The 17,290-nt window shown below is 75.2% G+C and carries 13 protein-coding genes; 5 read left to right on the top strand and 8 right to left on the bottom strand.

What is annotated here, in order from left to right; translation table 11 throughout:
• Positions 1-79 precede the first annotated feature (79 nt).
• Both treZ and AB0F29_RS22585 read left to right on the top strand, forming a co-directional pair.
• Positions 80-1,840, top strand: coding sequence for a malto-oligosyltrehalose trehalohydrolase (gene treZ, locus AB0F29_RS22590; protein WP_361874635.1), 1,761 nt, complete (start codon positions 80-82; stop codon positions 1,838-1,840).
• Positions 1,841-1,934: 94 nt separating this feature from the next.
• Positions 1,935-2,954 (top strand): aldo/keto reductase, encoded by a 1,020-nt coding sequence (locus AB0F29_RS22585; protein WP_361874633.1) that lies wholly within the window; start codon positions 1,935-1,937, stop codon positions 2,952-2,954.
• 77 nt (positions 2,955-3,031) lie between these two features.
• Here the strand turns inward: AB0F29_RS22585 and AB0F29_RS22580 are convergent, their stop codons facing one another.
• Both AB0F29_RS22580 and AB0F29_RS22575 read right to left on the bottom strand, forming a co-directional pair.
• On the bottom strand, positions 3,032-4,177 hold the full coding sequence (locus tag AB0F29_RS22580) for an aminopeptidase P family protein (RefSeq protein WP_361874631.1): 1,146 nt from the start codon (positions 4,175-4,177) through the stop codon (positions 3,032-3,034).
• Positions 4,178-4,322: 145 nt separating this feature from the next.
• Positions 4,323-4,964: a nucleoside/nucleotide kinase family protein gene (locus AB0F29_RS22575; protein ID WP_361874629.1), complete on the bottom strand. Its 642-nt coding sequence runs from the start codon at positions 4,962-4,964 to the stop codon at positions 4,323-4,325.
• A gap of 89 nt (positions 4,965-5,053) precedes the next feature.
• Here AB0F29_RS22575 and AB0F29_RS22570 point away from each other — a divergent pair, with 89 nt between their 5' ends.
• The gene (locus tag AB0F29_RS22570; protein WP_361875065.1) at positions 5,054-5,446 is read left to right on the top strand and encodes a VOC family protein; all 393 of its coding nucleotides are present in this window, start codon (positions 5,054-5,056) and stop codon (positions 5,444-5,446) included.
• Between the two features lie 37 nt (positions 5,447-5,483).
• Here AB0F29_RS22570 and AB0F29_RS22565 read toward each other — a convergent pair whose 3' ends face one another.
• Both AB0F29_RS22565 and AB0F29_RS22560 read right to left on the bottom strand, forming a co-directional pair.
• Complete coding sequence (locus tag AB0F29_RS22565; protein WP_361874627.1) at positions 5,484-6,149, bottom strand: response regulator transcription factor; 666 nt, start codon at positions 6,147-6,149, stop codon at positions 5,484-5,486.
• Entirely contained in the window at positions 6,137-7,369 is a 1,233-nt protein-coding gene (locus AB0F29_RS22560) for a histidine kinase (protein WP_361874625.1), read from the bottom strand. Before AB0F29_RS22560 ends, AB0F29_RS22565 begins: the two co-directional genes overlap by 13 nt.
• A gap of 179 nt (positions 7,370-7,548) precedes the next feature.
• Between AB0F29_RS22560 and AB0F29_RS22555 the strand changes: the two genes are divergently transcribed.
• Together AB0F29_RS22555 and AB0F29_RS22550 are read left to right on the top strand one after the other, a co-directional pair.
• Positions 7,549-8,247: an ABC transporter ATP-binding protein gene (locus AB0F29_RS22555; RefSeq protein ID WP_361875062.1), complete on the top strand. Its 699-nt coding sequence runs from the start codon at positions 7,549-7,551 to the stop codon at positions 8,245-8,247.
• Between the two features lie 128 nt (positions 8,248-8,375).
• The gene (locus AB0F29_RS22550; protein WP_361874623.1) at positions 8,376-11,009 is read left to right on the top strand and encodes an ABC transporter permease; all 2,634 of its coding nucleotides are present in this window, start codon (positions 8,376-8,378) and stop codon (positions 11,007-11,009) included.
• Between the two features lie 82 nt (positions 11,010-11,091).
• Here the strand turns inward: AB0F29_RS22550 and AB0F29_RS22545 are convergent, their stop codons facing one another.
• From AB0F29_RS22545 to AB0F29_RS22530, 4 genes are all read right to left on the bottom strand, one after another.
• Complete coding sequence (locus AB0F29_RS22545; RefSeq protein ID WP_361874621.1) at positions 11,092-12,015, bottom strand: LysR family transcriptional regulator; 924 nt, start codon at positions 12,013-12,015, stop codon at positions 11,092-11,094.
• A 46-nt stretch (positions 12,016-12,061) separates the two neighbouring features.
• Positions 12,062-13,261, bottom strand: a complete 1,200-nt coding sequence (locus tag AB0F29_RS22540; RefSeq protein ID WP_361874619.1) for a glycine C-acetyltransferase — start codon at positions 13,259-13,261, stop codon at positions 12,062-12,064.
• A 109-nt stretch (positions 13,262-13,370) separates the two neighbouring features.
• Positions 13,371-14,399 (bottom strand): L-threonine 3-dehydrogenase, encoded by a 1,029-nt coding sequence (tdh, locus tag AB0F29_RS22535; protein WP_361874617.1) that lies wholly within the window; start codon positions 14,397-14,399, stop codon positions 13,371-13,373.
• Between the two features lie 347 nt (positions 14,400-14,746).
• Positions 14,747-17,290 carry an ABC transporter substrate-binding protein gene (locus AB0F29_RS22530; protein ID WP_361874615.1) on the bottom strand — a complete coding sequence of 848 codons (2,544 nt, stop codon included), beginning with the start codon at positions 17,288-17,290 and terminating at the stop codon, positions 14,747-14,749.

Raw genomic sequence — 17,290 nt, 5'->3', positions numbered from 1 at the left:
GGCAACAGAGCCTGTCGCGTGGATCGTGGAGCCCGCCCGCGGGCGGCCGCGCGCCCCGCCCAGGGACGAGGAGTGGTGGATGCAGTTCGAGGTGTGGGCCCCCGAGGCGGACTCCGTCGTGCTGGAGGCGGCGGACGTCCGGTGCCCGATGGAGCGTGACGCGGGGCGCGAGGGGTGGTGGACGGCCGAGGCGGAGGCCTCGGACGGGGTCCGGTACGGGTTCCGGCTGGACGAGGGCCCCCTGCTGCCGGATCCCCGTTCGCGGCGTCAGCCGGACGGGCCCGACGGCCCGAGCGCGGTCGTCGACCAGGAGGCGTACGCCTGGCGCGAGGCGTGGGCGGGGCGGCGGCTGAACCGCGCGGTGCTGTACGAGCTGCACGTGGGGACGTACACCTCCGAGGGCACCTTCGACGCGGCAACGGCGCGGCTGGGCCATCTGGCCGAGCTGGGCGTCACCCATGTGTCGCTGATGCCGGTCTGCCCGTTCCCGGGCGTCAACGGCTGGGGGTACGAGGGTGTCTCGCTGTGGGCGGTGCACGAGCCGTACGGCGGACCCGAGGGGCTGAAGCGCTTTGTCGACACGGCGCACGGGCTGGGGCTGGGGGTGGTCCTGGACGTCGTGCACAACCACCTGGGCCCGTCCGGGAACCACCTGCCCGCCTTCGGCCCGTACTTCACCGACACCCACCACACTCCGTGGGGCGCGGCGGTCAATCTGGACGCGCCGGGCTCCGACGAGGTGCGGGCGTTCCTGCTGGGCAGCGCCCTGGCCTGGCTGCGCGACTACCGGCTCGACGGGCTGCGGCTCGACGCGGTGCACGCGCTGGCCGACACCCGGGCGCTCACCTTCCTGGAGGAGCTGTCGGCGGCGGTCGACGCGCTGGCGGTCGAGGTGGGCAGGCCGCTCGCGCTGATCGCCGAGTCCGACCTCTGCGACCCGCGCACCACGACCCCGCGTCCGGCGGGCGGCCTCGGGCTGCACGCCCAGTGGAACGACGACTTCCACCACGCCCTGCACACCGCGCTCACCGGCGAGTCCCAGGGCTACTACGCCGACTTCGCCCGCGCTCCGCTCGCCGCCCTCGCCAAGACGGTGACGTCCGTGTTCTTCCACGACGGGACCTTCTCCTCCTTCCGGGGCCGCACCCACGGCCGTCCGGTCGACGTGACGCGCACCCCGGCCCACCGCTTCGTGGGCTACGCGCAGACGCACGACCAGATCGGCAACCGGGCGCTCGGCGACCGGCTGGCCACCTCCCTGACCTCCGGGCTCCAGGCCTGCGCGGCGGCCCTGGTGCTGACGGGCCCGTTCACGCCGATGCTCTTCATGGGCGAGGAGTGGGGGGCGCGGACCCCCTGGCAGTTCTTCACCGACCACACGGATCCGGAGCTGGCCGAGGCCGTACGCAACGGCAGGCGGCGCGAGTTCGGCGCGCACGGCTGGGCGGAGGAGGAGATCCCCGACCCGCAGGACCCGGCGACCCGGGACCGGTCCTGTCTCGACTGGTCCGAGCCGGAGCGCGAACCGCACGCTCGGCTGCTCGCCTGGTACCGCGAACTGATCGCGCTGCGGCGTACGTTGCCGGATCTGCACGATCCCGACCTGGCCTCGGTGAAGACGGCGTTCGCCGAGGACGCGCGCTGGCTGGCGTACCGCAGGGGCGACCTGCGGATCGCGGTGAACCTCGCGGACAAGCCGGCGGCCATCCCGCTGGGCTCCGGCCGTCACCGTCGGGCCGGCGGGCGGGTGTTGGCGGCCTGGGAGCCGGTGGAGGCCCCGGGGGCGGACGGGGTCCTGCGTCTGCCGCCCGAGTCGTGCGTGGTCCTGGCCGACGACTGAGCGATACCGACAGGACGCCGTCAATTTCCTTGCCTTCGCGTGCACTTCAACTCGTAGCGTTCGGCGCAGTGCACGAAACCACGAGAGGAACACCATGAAGCAGCGATTCCTGGGGCGTTCGGGGCTGCGCGTCAGCGAACTGTGCCTCGGCACGATGACGTTCGGCCAGGACACCGACGAGGCGGCCGCGCATCGGATCCTCGACACGTTCACGGAGGCGGGCGGCACGTTCGTCGACACGGCCGACGTGTACAACCAGGGGGTGTCCGAGGAGATCGTCGGCCGGTGGCTGAAGGGCCGCAGGCGCGACGACCTCGTCATCGCCACCAAGGTGTTCGGGACGATGGGCGAGTCCCCGAACGCGGGCGGGCTGAGCCGCAAGCACATCGTGTCGGCGGTGGAGGCGAGCCTGCGCCGCCTCGGCACGGACCACATCGACCTCTACCAGACGCATGTGTGGGACGCGACGACGCCGGTCGAGGAGACGCTCTCCACCCTGGACACCCTGGTGAAGGCGGGCAAGGTCCGCTACCTCGGCGCGAGCAACGTCTCCGCCTCTCAGCTCCAGCGCTCCCAGGACCTCGCGGACCGGAACGGCTGGGAGCGGTACGTGTCCCTCCAGCCGCTCTACAACCTGCTGGCGCGCGAGATCGAGTGGGAGCTGGTCCCCGTCAGCGCGGCGGAGGGCGTCGGCATCATCCCGTGGAGCCCGCTCCAGGGCGGCTGGCTGACCGGCAAGTACCGGCGTGGCATGACCGCCGCCGCACCGGGCACCCGGGAGGCCCGTTACCAGGAGGAGCTGGGCCGGGAGGCCTGGCGGGAGCGGGACAACGAGGAGACCTGGCGGGTCGTGGAGGAGGTCGTCGCGGTGGCCGGGGAGGCGGGCCGCACCCCCGCGCAGACGGCGCTGCGCTGGCTGCTCGGCAGGCCCGGCGTCACCGCGCCGATCGTCGGGGCCCGGACGCCGGAGCAGCTGGCCGACAGTCTCGGCGCGGCGGGCTGGGAGCTGACGCCGGAGCAGGCCGAGCGGCTGGACGCGGCGAGCGCCCGGCCGCTGCCCTACCCGTACGACGTCCTGCACCGCTTCCGTGACCGGGAGCCGCGCGACGACTGAGCCGGGGAGGCCCGGGGCCTCGACGACTGAGCCAGGGAGGCCCGGGGCAGCCGGGGGGGGCTGTCCCGGGGCGGCCCTTACTCCACGACGGCCAGTTCGCGGGCGGTGGTGTTGAGCCGCCGCCCGCCCTCCTCGGTGACGGCCACGATGTCCTCGATCCGGACGCCGAAGCGGCCCGGGAGGTAGATGCCCGGCTCCACGGAGAAACACATGCCGGGCACCAGCGGCTGCTCCTCGCCCTCGATCATGTAGGGCGGCTCGTGGGTGGTGACGCCGATGCCGTGGCCGGTGCGGTGGATGAACCGTTCGCCGTAGCCGAATTCGGTGATCACCGCGCGGGCGGCCCGGTCGATCTCCTGGCAGGCGACGCCGGGCCGGACGGCGGCGCAGCCCGCCTGCTGGGCCTCGCGGACGATGTCGTGGACGCGCTGTTCCTCGGCGGTGGGCTCGCCGACGTGGACCGTACGGGAGGTGTCGGAGCCGTAGCCGTGCTTGAGGCCGCCGAAGTCGAGGACGACCATGTCGCCCCGCTCGATGGTGCGTGTTCCGGCCTCGTGGTGCGGGTTGGCCCCGTTCGGTCCGGAGCCGACGACGGTGAAGTCGACCTGGGAGTGTCCGAACTCGCGGAGGAGGGCGGCCAGATCGGTGGCCACGTCGACCTCGCGGCGGCCGGAGAAGCGCACCTTGAGGATCTCCTCGTACGTGGCGTCCGCGGCGGCCCCGGCGGCGGTGAGCCGTTCCAGTTCGGCGGCGTCCTTCACCGCGCGGAGCATCGGGAGCGCTTCGGTGAGCGCGGTGTAGGAGGTGCCGGGAAGCTCCCGCTGGAGGCCGAGCAGATGCATCGCCCAGGCGTTGTCGCTGACGCCGAAGCGGCCCTCGGCGTCCAGCAGCGGGGCGGTCACCGCGTACGGGTCCTTGCCGTCGGTCCAGTCCCGCAGGGTGAGGGCGGGCGCCCCGGTGGCGGCGGCCGCGTCGGGGGCCTCCAGGGTCGGAACCACCAGGACCGGGTCCTGGCCGGCCCGCAGCACGAGGAGCGTGAGGCGTTCGGTGCTCACGGGGCGGTAGCCGGTGAGGTGGACGAGGTCGGGGCCCGGCGCGACGATCACTCCGGCGAGCCCGGCCTCGGCGGCGGACTCGGCGGCGCGCGCCATCCGGGCCCGGTAGTCGTCGGCGGTGAAGGGCGGCGGGGCGGGCTGCTGGGCGGACGGGCTCGGGCTGGACATCAGGACCTCCTGGCGGTGCGACACGGCACACAGCATCCTGCCCGCCCGGCGGGGCGTGCGCGACCGGCTTGCCGGAGTGTGTCAGGCGCCTTCGCCGCGCGTCCGACGCCTTCGCCGCGCGTCGGGTGTGAGGGCGCCCGGCCGGTCAGACGCGCACGATCAGGTCCGCCCGGTCCCGGCCCCGCTCCACCAGCCGGGCGTTCGCCTCGTCGGACCGGGCCACCCACTCCTCCGCGCCACGCCGGGGCCGGCCGTGGCGGACATGGCGGTCGACGAGCCGGCGCACCCGCACCTCCGGGTCGAGTTCCAGGAACCACACCTCGTCCAACAGGGCGCGCACCGGGGCCCAGGGGCCCTCGTCGAGCAGCAGGTAGTTCCCCTCGGTGATGACGAGCGGGACGTCCGGCGGTACGGACAGCGAACCGGCGACCGGCTCCTCCAGGGACCGGTCGAAGGCCGGGGCGTAGACCGCGTGCAGCGGGTCCGGTGCGCGCATCCGCCGCAGCAGGGCCGCGTACCCGGCCGCGTCGAAGGTGTCGGGGGCGCCCTTGCGGTCGGCGCGGCCGAGGCGCTCCAGCTCGGCGGCGGCGAGGTGGAAGCCGTCCATCGGAACGAGGGCGGCACGTCCGTCCAGGGCCGCGACGAGCCGTTCCGCCAGGGTGGACTTCCCGACTCCGGGCGGGCCCGCGATCCCCAGGACACGTCGTCCTCCGGTCTCGGCAAGGACGCGGGCCCGGTCCGTCAGCGCGGCCCGGCCGCCGGTGGTCGTGCCGTCCAGGATGTCCATGCGGGGCATTGTGCGCCGGCGGGGGCCCCGGCGTTACTGTGGCGGCGTTAGTGTTACGTATAACCCCCTCGATGGAAGGCTTCCCCGCCATGTCCCGTATCGCCTTGGTCACCCTGGTCGTCCGCGACTACGACGAGGCTCTCGCGTTCTACCGCGACGCGCTCGGCTTCGAGCTGGCGGAGGACACCGACCGGGGCGACGGCACCCGCTGGGTGGTGGTGCGCCCGCGCGGAGCCGCGCCCGGCACGGGGCTGCTGCTGGCCCGCGCGAAGGACGAGGTCCAGGGCGGGGCGGTGGGGGCGCAGACGGGCGGCCGGGTCGGCTTCTTCCTGCACACCGAGGACTTCGCGGCCGACCACGCCCGGATGGTGGCGGCCGGGGTGCGGTTCTTGGAGGAGCCCCGGCACGAGACGTACGGCTCCGTCGCGGTCTTCGAGGACCTCTACGGCAACCGCTGGGACCTGCTCCAGCCGGCCGCCTGACCCGCACCGCCCCCGGTACGGCCCCGCCACCGGCTCCTCACAGGGTGAACCCGTCCCGGCCCTCCAGGTACGCCAGCACCGCGAGGACGCGGCGGTGGACGGTGCCGTCGTCCGGCTCCAGGCCGAGCTTGGCGAAGATCGAGCCGATGTGCTTGCTCACCGCCCTTTCGGAGACGGTGAGTTCGGCGGCGATGGTGGCGTTCGCCTTGCCCTGCGCCATGTGCTCCAGGACCTCGCGCTCGCGGGCGGTGAGGCTCTGGAGCGGGCCCGCCGAGGACTTGCGGGTGAGGAGCTGGGTGACGACCTCCGGGTCGAGCGCGGTGCCGCCCGCCGCCACCCGGTCCAGGGCCTCCAGGAACTGCTCGACCCGGCCCACCCGGTCCTTGAGCAGGTAGCCGATGCCCCGGGCGCCTTGGGCGAGCAGCTCGGCGGCGTACGTCTCCTCGACGTACTGCGACAGGACCAGGATCGGCAGGCCGGGCAGTTCGGCACGGGCGGCGATCGCGGCCCGCAGCCCCTCGTCGCGGAAGGTCGGCGGCAGCCGTACGTCCAGCACGGCGACGTCCGGGCGGTGTTCGAGCAGGGCGGGCAGGATCTCCGGGCCGGCCGCCGCGTCGGCCACCACCTCGTGTCCGGAGCTGGTGAGCAGGAGGACGAGGCCCTCGCGCAGGAGGGCGTTGTCCTCGGCGATCACGATCCGCACGGCAGCTCCACTTCGATGTCCGTCGGCCCCCCGGTGGGGCTGCTGACGCGGGTGGCGCCGTCCAGCGCGGCGACCCGCCGCCTGATGCCCACCAGCCCGCTGCCGGCGCGTTCGTCCGCGCCGCCGCGACCATCGTCGCCGATGGTCACCCGCAGGAGGCCGGGGGGCCGGTCGACGCGGACCCGGGCGGCGGTGGCGCCGCTGTGCTTGCTGATGTTGGTGAGCGCCTCGGCGACCACGAAATAGGCGGCGGCCTCGATCGCGGCGGGCAGCCGCCGCCCGTCCTCCACCGCCTCCAGGTCCGCCGTGACGGGTACGGCGACATCGGCGGCCAACGCCCGTACGGCACCGGCCAGTCCACGGTCGGTGAGGACCGGCGGGTGGATGCCGCGCACCACGTGCCGCAGCTCGGCGAGCGCGGCCTCGGCGCCGTCCTGGGCCTCGTCCAGGCGGGCCCGCGCGGCGGCCGGATCGCGGTCGAGCAGCTGTTTGGCGAGCCCGATCCGCATCGACAGGGCGACGATCCTGGCCTGGGCGCCGTCGTGCAGGTCCCGCTCGATGCGCCGCAGTTCGGCCCCGTGCGCGGCGACCGCGCCGGCCCGGCTCTCGGTGAGGTGGGCGATCCGCTCGGTGAGTTCGGCGGCGGGCGGCGGGGCGAGCAGGGCCATGGTCCAGCCCGCCGAGAGGTCGGCCAGCACCGGGTGCCAGCGCAGGGCCCAGCCGGGCCGGTCGGGCGGCTCGATGCCGTACTCGTCGGCCCGCCGCCGGTCCACCAGGCCCACGACGGACAGTGCGATGCCGTCCACCAGCAGGGCGACGGGCCAGAGGATCATCGTGAGGTAGCCGAGCCCCATGCCGAAGAGCGTCTGGACGGGCAGCCAGAGCGCGAGCCGCCAGGTGGTCCGGTCGGTGAGCGTCCGCCGGACCCGTTCGGGCAGCTCGCCGCCGCCCAGCGGCGGATAGGAGGCGGGGCGGTGTCCCGGCCCGAGCCGGGCCGCAGCCCTGCGGCTCTCCGCCGAGGCGGCCCGGCGCAGCAGCGTGGCGGCCTCCGGCAGCGCGGGCAGCCCGATGATCGCGACGGCGAACAGGAGGGCGGCCACCACCAGGAACGCGCCGACGTAGGTCAGCATCGCGACCCCGATGCCGATGAGGAGGTAGCGCGAGGCGTCCCAGGAACGCCGGACGGCGACCGTGAGGGGACCGGGTGGTGAGCTGCTCATGGCAGCCCACGGTACGGGGGCGGACCCGCCGCCGGAGGGGGGCGGTCCCCCGGCGGGGGGTGGAGCTGGCTGCACCCCCGGTCCGGTAGTGCGCACCCTCGCCCGGACGCGTCCCGGCTCATAGCGTTCTAGCAGGTCAAACAGTACGGGGACGGTGGAGGCGAACAGTGGGTACGACGATGGTGGAGCAGGCGGCCGCGCTCGGTCTGGAGGGGGTGAGCCGGAGCTACGGGCGGCGCGGGAGCAGTCGGAGGACGACGGCGCTCGACGGGGTCAGCTGCGCGGTCCCGGCCGGCAGTTTCACCGCGGTGGTCGGCCCCTCGGGTTCGGGCAAGAGCACCTTCCTCCAGGTCGCGGCGGGCCTGGACCGGCCGACCTCGGGCACGGTCAGGATCGCCGGCACGGATCTCGGATCGCTCTCGGAGGCCGCGCTGACCCGGCTGCGCCGGGACAGGATCGGGTTCGTCTTCCAGTCGCACGCGCTCAACCTGGTGCCGTCGCTGTCCATCGAGGAGAACGTGGTGCTGCCGCTGGTGCTGGGGGGCGCGGACCCGGGCAGCCCCGATGTGCTGGCGCGGGGGCGGGAGTTGCTGGCCCGGGTGGGTCTCGCGGGGCGTGGCGGCGACGGGCCGTCGACGCTGTCGGGCGGCCAGCAGCAGCGGGTCGCGGTGGCGCGGGCGCTGGTGACGGAGCCCGAGGTGATCTTCGCGGACGAGCCGACCGCGTCCCTCGACCCGGAGTCCGCGGCGCTGGTGCTGGCGCTGCTGCGGGACGCCGTATGGATCGAGGGCCGCACGGTCGTGATGGTCACCCATGACCCGGTGGCGGCGAGCTGGGCGGACACCGTGCTGACGATGGACGGCGGCCGTCTGCGATGAGAAGGCGTACGGGCCCGGTGGCCCAGGAGCAGTCGGACGTACCGGACGGGCGTACGGGAGCGGTGGCCCGGGAGTCGTCGGGAGCACGGGCCGGACGTGCTAGCACGGCGGCGCGGGAGTCGCTGGGGGTGCGGCAGGGGTCGCGGCGGGCGTCGGCGTTCCTGGCCCGGCGGTCGCTGGCCACGCACCGGCGGGCCTGGGCGGCGGTGATCGTGGCGACGGGGGCCGCCGCCGCGCTGGTCGGCGCGTTCGCGTTCGTCGTCGGCTCGCTGCTGGTGGCCGTGCCGCCGGTGCAGCGGTACGCGGGCGCGGACGCGGTGGTGGCGGCGGACCAGAAGGTGTCGTACACCGCGAAGCCCTGGGGCAGTGAACCTCGGACCACGACGGCGTATCTGCCGGAGCGGGCCCGTCTGGACCGGTCGGTGCTGGCCGCGGTGGCGGGGGCCGACGGGGTGGCGAAGGCCGTCGCGGACGATTCCGTGCCGGTGTCCACGGGCGACGGGCGGCCCGCGGTGGGCCGTTCCTGGCCGTCCGCCGTGCTCACCCGGTACGAGCTGGCCGAGGGCCGGGCCCCCAGGGACGCGAGCGAGGTCGTCCTGGACGGCGCGCTCGCGGCGGGCGGCCACGCCCCGGGCGAGCGGGTCGTGCTGCGGGCCGACGGAGCCGCGCGGACGTACACCGTCAGCGGGATCGCCCGCGCCGGGGACGGGGGCGACGCTCCCCCGGCCGTGTTCTTCACCGAGCCCCGGCTGACCGCCCTGGCCGGGCACCCGGGCCGGATCGACGCGATCGGCGTGGTCGCGGAGGAGGGCGTCTCGCCGGATGCGCTGCGGGACGCGGTCGGCGCGGTCCTGCCGGAGCGTTCGGGCGTCGCCGGGTCCGACCGGGGGGTGCGGGTGCTGACGGGTGCGGAGCGTGGGGAGGCCGAGCACGTGGACGCGCTCGGCGGACGCGGTGACCAGCTGGCCCTGCTCGGTTCGATCGGCGGCACCGTGCTGATGGTGGCGCTCCTCGTGATCGCCTCGACGCTGTCCCAGGCGATCCGTCAGCGGTCCGGGGAGCTGGCGCTGCTGCGGGCGGTGGGGGCCTCGCCCCGTCAGCTGCGGTCCGCGATCGGCCGGGAGGCGGGCCGGGTGTCCGCGGCGGCGGCGCTGCTGGGCGGCCTCGGAGCCGTGCCGCTGGGTCTCGCGATGCGTTCGCTGCTGACGACCGATCCGCTGCCGCTGCCGGTTCCGTGGTGGCTGCCGCCCGCCGCGGCGCTGACCGGCGGGCTGCTGGTCGCACTGCTCGCGCGGCCCGTCGCGATGCTCGCGGCCCGGTCCATCACCCGGCTGCGGCCGGCCGCCGCGCTGGGTGCGGCGACGGCGGACGAGCCGAGCGAGCCGGGACGGTTCCGTACGGTGGCGGGGGTGGTGCTGGCCTTCGCAGGGATCAGCTCGGCGGCGGTCGCGACGACGCAGAGCGGTCAGGCGGCGGGCGCGGCCGCCTCGGGAGCGGCGATGTCCCTGGTGATCGCGGTCGCCCTGCTGGGGCCCCGGATCTCCCGGATCGTTCTCGGCGTGCTGGGCCGTCCGCTGCGGAAGGCGGGCGGGGTCTCGGGGTTCCTGGCCGAGCGGGCCGCCTCGGCGCACACCCGGCGGCTCGCCACCGCGTTCACCCCGATCGTGCTGGTGGTCGCGTTCGTCTGCGTGCAGCTCGCCTCGGGGCCGACGATGGAGCGGGCCGCCGGCCACCAGGCGTCCGCCGCGCTGCGGGCGGACCTGGTGGCGACGGGCGGCGGGGCGGGGTTGCCCGCCGGGGCGGCCCGGGCGGTGCGGGAGGCTCCGGGGGTCACGGCGGCGACCGGGGTGCTGCGTTCGGCGGTCGTCCTGGCCGACCGGCAGGCCGGGGAGCCGGTGCTGACCCGGCTGCCCGTGCTGGGCGTGGAGGCGCGCGGCCTGTCCGGCACGCTCGACCCCGGCGTCACGGCGGGCGACCTGGACCGGCTCACGGGGCGGGACGCCGTCGCGGTCGGGGCGGACCGGGCGAAGAGCCTGGACCTCGGCCCCGGGGACCGGGTCGCGCTGCGGCTCGGCGACGGTACGCGGGTGGAACCGCGGGTCGTCGCGGTGTACGAACACGAGCTGGGCCTGGGCGAGTTCCTCTTCCCGCGCGAGGCGCTGGCGGGCCATGTCTCGGCCGCGCGGGACCAGGTCGTGCTGATCCGGACCGGGTCCGGGTCCGGGTCCGAGGCCGGGTCCGAGGCCGGGTCCGAGGCCGGGTCCGGTGCGGACCCGGCGGCCGCGGTGCGCCAGGCCCTGGCTCCGTACGGCGGCGGGGTCGCGGTGCGGGCGGCCACGGGCGACGACATCGCGATCGCTCCGCCGGTCTCGGACGGGGACAACGCCGTGATCGTCATCGGCGTCGGGGTGATCGGCGGCTTCGCGCTGCTGGCGGTGGTGAGCACGCTGGCGCTGATCACGATCGGCCGCCGGGGCGAGTTCCGGCTGCTGCGGATGGTCGGCACGGGGCGTCGGCAGCTGCGGCGGATGCTGGTGCTGGAGACCGGCCTGGTCACGTTCGCCGGGCTGGTGATCGGCACGGCGGTGGCCGCGGTTCCGCTGACCGCGTTCGCCGTCTCGCTGGCGGGCACGGCACCGTATCTTCCGCCGGTGCACTACGCGGTGATCGCGGGGGCGGTGGCGCTCGCCGCCGCGGCGGGGACGCTGGTCCCGGGCGCGTCGGCCGGGGGACGCTTCGTCCTCGGGCGCCGGGCGGGGTGAGAGGCGGCGGCGGGGCGGGGGCGAGCTGAGCTACGGGGCGGCCGAGAGACGAGCTGAGCGACGGGGCGGGGCGGGCCTGGATTCAGACCCGCGCCAGGCCCGCTTCCCGTACGGCCACCGCCTCCATCGCGTCCAGCACCGGCCGGATCAGCGGATGGCCCTCGGCCCCCTGCCGTACGGCCGCGAAGACTCGGCGGGTGGGGGCGCTCCCCTCGACGGGGCGGACGACCACCCCGGTCAGCTCCATCCCGCGCAGCGCGGACCGGGGCACCAGGGCCACCCCGGCGTCGGCCCCGGCCAGGGCGACCACGGCGCGGAAGTCGTCCGACGAGTGTTCGAGGCGGGGGGCGAACCCGGCGAACTCGCAGGCCAGGACCACCACGTCATGGCAGGGGTTGCCCGGGTAGGGCCCGATCCACGCGTCCTTCGCGAGGTCGGCGACCGCCACCTGGTCCTGGTCCGCGAGGCGGTGGTCCACCGGGAGCACCGCGTCGAACGGCTCCGAGTACAGGGGAACGCGGGTCAGGCGGCGGTCGTCCTCGGCGGGCGCGCCCCGGTATTCGACGGCCACCGCCACGTCGACCTGCCGGTCCAGCACCATCGGCACGCTCGCGTCGCCCTCCGCGTCCTGGACCTTGACCCGGATGCCGGGCGCGGTGCGGGCCAGCTCGGTGAGGGCGGGGGCGAGGACGAGGCCGATGCCGGTGGCGAACGCGGCGACCGTGACCGTACCGGCGACGCCCGCGCTGTAGTCGGCGAGCTCCGCCTCGGCTCGCTCCAACTGGGCCAGGACCACGTTGGTGTGGCTCAGCAGGATCTCCCCGGCGGCGGTGAGCCGGGCGCCGCGCGCACCGCGTTCGACGAGGCGGTGGCCGGTCTCCTGCTCCAGGGCGGCGAGCTGCTGGGAGACGGCGGAGGGCGTCAGGTACAACGCGGCGGCGGCGGCGGTCACCGTGCGGTGGTCGGCCACCGCACGGAGGATTCGCAGCCGCCGCGCATCGATCATGTGCCCATTGTCCCAGGCCGCGACGAGTGCCCGACCCGGTGAGCGGTTACGCCTCCGCGTCCAGGGCGGCCCGCGCGTCGACGAACGCGTCCACGGCGCGGTTGACGTCGGCCGTGGAGTGGGCGGCGGAGAGCTGGACCCGGATCCGCGCCGCGTCCTGCGGGACGACGGGGTAGGAGAAGCCGATCACGTACACCCCGCGCTCCAGGAGCAGTTCCGCCATCCGGCCGGCCTTGCCCGCGTCCCCGATCATGACGGGGGCGATGGCGTGGTCGCCGGGCAGGATGTCGAAGCCCTCCTCGGTCATCCGTGTGCGGAAGAGCGCGGTGTTGGCGTTGAGCTGCTCGCGCAGGTCGCCGGCGGACTCCAGCAGGTCGATGACCTTGAGGGAGGCGGCGGCGATGACCGGGGCGAGGGAGTTGGAGAAGAGGTAGGGGCGCGAGCGCTGGCGCAGCAGGGCGACGATCTCCGCGCGGGCCGCGACGTAACCGCCGGAGGCTCCGCCCAGCGCCTTGCCGAGGGTGCCGGTGATGATGTCGACCCGGTCCATGACGTCGTGCAGTTCGGGCGTGCCGCGTCCGCCGGGGCCGACGAAGCCGACGGCGTGCGAGTCGTCGACCATGACCATGGCGTCGTAGCGGTCGGCCAGGTCGCAGATCTCCTGGAGGGGGGCGACGTAGCCGTCCATGGAGAAGACGCCGTCGGTGACGATGAGGCGGCGGCGGGCCCCGGACGCCTCCTTGAGGCGCGTCTCCAGTTCGGCCATGTCGCGGTTGGCGTAGCGGTGGCGCTGGGCCTTGGAGAGCCGGATGCCGTCGATGATGGAGGCGTGGTTGAGGGCGTCGGAGATGACGGCGTCCTCGGGGCCCAGCAGCGTCTCGAAGACGCCGCCGTTGGCGTCGAAGCAGGAGGAGTAGAGGATCGTGTCCTCCTGGCCGAGGAAGGCCGAGAGCCGCTGCTCCAGCTCCTTGTGGACCTCCTGGGTACCGCAGATGAAGCGGACCGAGGCCATCCCGTAGCCCCAGCGGTCCAGCGCCTCGTGCGCGGCGGCGATGACCTCGGGGTGGTCGGCGAGGCCCAGGTAGTTGTTGGCGCAGAAGTTGAGGACCTCGCCCGCGCGCCCGCCGGAGGTGACAGCCACGGTCGCGGACTGCGGGGTGCCGATCACGCGCTCGGGCTTGTGCAGCCCGGCGGCGCGGATCTCGTCGAGGGTGGTGCGCAGGTCGTCGCGTACGGAGTCGAACATGCGGATTCCTTAAGGGATCAAAGGGATCAAAGGGATCAAGAGCGAAGGGCGGTCGGGAGATCAGGCGCGTCCCGCAGTCCGGCGGTCAGGCGGTCAGGCGGTCAGGCGGTCAGGCGGTCCAGTCCAGGATGACCTTGCCGCCGAGGCCGCTCGCGGCGTCGTCGAAGGCCGCTTCGTAGTCGCGGAAGCCGTACCGGCCGGTGATCACGGGGGCGAGGTCGAGGCCGCCCTCCAGCAGGACGGACATGGCGTACCAGGTCTCGTACATCTCGCGGCCGTAGATCCCCTTGATGGTGATCATCGAGGTGACGATGCGGGACCAGTCGACGGGGAACTCCTCGGCGGGCAGGCCGAGCATGGCGATACGGCCGCCGTGCGTCATGTTCGCGACCATGTCGCGCATCGCCTCGGGGCGGCCGGACATCTCCAGGCCGATGTCGAAGCCCTCGCGCAGGCCCAGCTCACGCTGGCCGTCGGCGATGGTCCGGTCCGCGACGTTGAGGGCGAGGCTGACGCCGACCTTGCGGGCCAGCGCGAGGCGGGCCTCGCTGACGTCGGTGATGACGACGTTGCGGGCCCCGGCGTGCCTGGCGACGGCGGCGGCCATGATGCCGATCGGTCCGGCGCCGGTGATCAGGACGTCCTCGCCGACGAGCGGGAAGGACAGCGCGGTGTGGACGGCGTTGCCGAACGGGTCGAAGATCGCCGCGATGTCGAGGTCGACGGGGGTCCGGTGCACCCACACGTTGGAGGCGGGCAGGACGACGTACTCGGCGAACGCCCCGTCCCGGCCGACGCCGAGGCCGACGGTGGAGCGGCAGAGGTGGCGGCGGCCGGCGAGGCAGTTGCGGCACTTGCCGCAGACGAGGTGGCCCTCGCCGCTGACCAGGTCGCCGACGGCGATGTCCGCGACGTCGGAGCCGGTCGCGGCGACCTCTCCGGCGAACTCGTGGCCGAGGATCAGCGGGGTGGTGACCGCCTGCTGGGCCCAGCCGTCATAGGCGCGGATATGCAGGTCGGTGCCGCAGATGCCGGTGCGCAGGACCTTGATCAGGACGTCGGTGGCGCCGTACTCCGGCTCCGGCACGTCCATCAGCCACAGTCCGGGTTCGGCCTTCTGCTTGACGAGTGCCTTCACGGCTGGGGCTCCCTGACGTCGGTACGCGAGTGGATACCCCGGGCCTCGGGGCATGTCGGACGAACCCTGCGGCCCGGGGTCGTTTTCGGGTGGGCGCCCCCACGTCGTGTCGGGGGGCTCGGCGGGACAGGACGGAGCACGACGTACGGCTGCACGGCATACGACTCCACGACGTACGGCTGCACGACATACCGCTGCACGTCGTACGGCTCCACGCGCCATCCTCGGCCGTCACGGAGAAATCTGCCGTACGACGGGGCCCGGGTCCATCGAGGATTTCTTAAGCACGGCCGCAGGAGATCTTCACGCCTGGCCCCGGCTTCACCGACCGCTGCCGTCGACAGCCCTTACACATCGCCGAACGGGCCCAGGAAGCGGGGGCGGCCCTTCTCGATCCGGTAGAGGAAGATCCCGTTCTCGTACCGCAGCACCTGGCGGGTGGACGGGTGGAAGGCGAGCGGGCGCACGATCCCCCGGTGCTCGGTACGGAAGAGCCGCCGGGCGGTGCCGCTGCGCACCTCCCCCGAGGCGCTGGTGGTCCCGGCGGCGCGGGCGATCAGGCCGACCGCGTCATACGCCTCGGCGGCCCAGGTGCCCGGGGGTGCGCCGAAGCGTTCGCGGTGGGCGGCGGTGAACTTCCTGGCCGACGGGAGGGCCGTGGGGTCGGCGTACGCCTCGGCGAAGACCCAGCCCTCGGCGGCGGCGCCCGCGCCCGCCAGGAAGGCGGGCCCGAGGGCGGGTCCGGCGGCGACCCTGCTGCCGGTGTAGCCCTCGCCCGCCAGCGCGGTGGCCAGGCGGGCGGCCCGGGTCGCGGCGCCGCTCGCGAACACCACGGCGTCCGCCCCGCTGCTCATGGCCTTGCGGGCGGCCGCGCCGAAGCCGGCGTCGCCCCGTGGGAGCGCGTGTTCGATGAGCGTGGCGTCGGTCGGCGGGGTGTCGCGGATCGCGCTGCCCAGCTGTCCGCCGAGGCCGGTGCCGTCGCTGTCGCTGTCGCTGTCCTGGACGAGGAGGACGCGCTTGGCGGAGCGGGTGTGGACGACGTAGCCGACGAGGCCCGGGGCGAGCATGCGGTCGTACGGGCGGGTCACGCAGAGGTGGGCGGCCGTTTCGGATGCCGTGGTGGAGCCCGCCGCGACGACGACCAGGGCGAGCCGCGCCTCGCCGTACCGCTGGACGACGTCCTCGTCCAGTACGGCGCCGGTGGGCCCGACCGTGGCGATGACGTCGGGGTCGGCGCCCAGCCGGTCGGCCGCCCGCAGGGCCCGGCGCGGGTCCCCGGCGTCGTCCTCGGTGCGCAGGGCGAGGCGGAACGCCGTGTCGGCGCGGGCGTTGTGATCGGCGACCGCGAGCCGTGCGCCGCGCTGGTGGGCCAGCCCGGCGGCGCGGCCGGGCCCGCTGAGGTCGGCGTGGAGCCCGATCGTGTACGTGGGCGGTGTGCCCGAGCCCGACCCGGCCCCGGCGGACCGCCGCCCGGCGAGCCACACCGCGGTGGAGCCGCCGGTGACCACGACGGCCCCGGCGGCACCGGCGATCAGGAGCCTCCGGCGTGTGAGGCCCGCCGCCGGCGGTGCTGCTTCGTCCTCGTCCGGGACGAGGGTGGCGGGCAGCGGCTCGGGGTCCGGCAGCGCGAGGGCGGCCGCGGAACGTTCGGCGATCAGCGCGGAGAGCCCGGGCAACGAGAACCAGGACTCCGGGGACGGGGCGGTGCCAGGCTCCACGGCCGGAGCCCCGCCCGGTGCGGCCTCGGCAGCCGCGTCCGGAGTCCCGCCCGGTGCGGCCTCCGCAGCCGCCTCCAGAGCACCATCAGCACCGTCCGGCACGGCCCCGGCAGTCACCTCCGAAACCCCGGCCGGTACGGCCCGGGCAGCTGCCTCCGAAACCCCGCCCGGCACCGCCCCGGCAGCCGCGTCCGGTGCCGCCCCGGAGGCTCCGTCGCGCGCACCGCCCTCGGATGCCCCGCCCCGGGCCGTTCCCGGAGTCCCGCCGCCCGGAGCCGCCCGGGGGGACCAGGCCGCACGGGGGTCCGGCGGCCGGAGCGGGACGGGCCCTGGGCTCCTCCCCGACCGGCCGCGGTCGGCTCCCCCGGCCGCCTCCAGGTCGTCGCCGACGCGGCTCGCCGACGGCCGGGCGGCCGGGTCCTTGCTCAGGCAGGCGGCGATCAGGGGCAGCAACTCGGGCGGCACACCCACCAGGTCCGGCTCCTCGTGGACCGTACGGAACAGCACACCGGCCGCGCCGGCCGCGCCGCCCTCGCCGAACGGCCGCCGGCCCGTCGCCGCGTACACCAGGACGCAGCCGAGGGAGAACACGTCGCACGCCGGTCCCACCGGCCCGGCCGACGCCTGTTCGGGGGCGAGGTAGCCGGGCGTGCCGATCACCGCGCCGGTGGCGGTGAGTGCGGTGGCGCCCTCGTGGCGGGCGATCCCGAAGTCGATGAGGCGGGGGCCGTCGAGGGCGAGGAGCACGTTGCCGGGCTTGACGTCGCGGTGGATCAGCCCGGCCTCGTGGACCGCGACGAGGGCCGCGGCGAGCCGGCTCCCGAGCGCCCGGACGGTGGACGTGGGCAGCGCGCCGCCGACGCCCACCACCTCGGCCAGCGAGGGCCCGGGGACGAACGCGGTCGCCAGCCACGGCTCGCGGGCCTCGGTGTCCGCGCCGAGCACCGGGACCACCCACGGGCCGGTGATCCGGGCGGCGGCCTCGGCCTCGCGCCGGAAGCGGGCCCGGAAGCCGGGGTCGGCGGCGTGCTCGGCCCGGATCACCTTGACAGCGGCGAGCGCCCCGCCCGCCGAGCGTGCCAGGTAGACCACCCCCATGCCGCCGGCGCCGAGCCGGACGAGCGTGCGGTACGGGCCGACGGTGCGGGGGTCTTCGGTGATGAGGGGCCGCAC

The sequence above is a fragment of the Streptomyces sp. NPDC026589 genome (genome assembly GCF_040638385.1).
Lineage (GTDB): Bacteria > Actinomycetota > Actinomycetes > Streptomycetales > Streptomycetaceae > Streptomyces.
Note: the sequence above shows the minus strand (reverse complement) of the source record. Positions and strands in the feature narration are given on the sequence as shown.

Bases quoted from the DNA above. Each gene is read 5' to 3' on its own strand.
- treZ (WP_361874635.1), top strand. From the start codon at position 80: ATGCAGTTCGAGGTGTGGGCCCCCGAGGCGGACTCCGTCGTGCTGGAG.
- AB0F29_RS22585 (WP_361874633.1), top strand. From the start codon at position 1,935: ATGAAGCAGCGATTCCTGGGGCGTTCGGGGCTGCGCGTCAGCGAACTG.
- AB0F29_RS22580 (WP_361874631.1), bottom strand. From the start codon at position 4,177: ATGTCCAGCCCGAGCCCGTCCGCCCAGCAGCCCGCCCCGCCGCCCTTC.
- AB0F29_RS22575 (WP_361874629.1), bottom strand. From the start codon at position 4,964: ATGGACATCCTGGACGGCACGACCACCGGCGGCCGGGCCGCGCTGACG.
- AB0F29_RS22570 (WP_361875065.1), top strand. From the start codon at position 5,054: ATGTCCCGTATCGCCTTGGTCACCCTGGTCGTCCGCGACTACGACGAG.
- AB0F29_RS22560 (WP_361874625.1), bottom strand. From the start codon at position 7,369: ATGAGCAGCTCACCACCCGGTCCCCTCACGGTCGCCGTCCGGCGTTCC.
- AB0F29_RS22555 (WP_361875062.1), top strand. From the start codon at position 7,549: ATGGTGGAGCAGGCGGCCGCGCTCGGTCTGGAGGGGGTGAGCCGGAGC.
- AB0F29_RS22545 (WP_361874621.1), bottom strand. From the start codon at position 12,015: ATGATCGATGCGCGGCGGCTGCGAATCCTCCGTGCGGTGGCCGACCAC.
- AB0F29_RS22540 (WP_361874619.1), bottom strand. From the start codon at position 13,261: ATGTTCGACTCCGTACGCGACGACCTGCGCACCACCCTCGACGAGATC.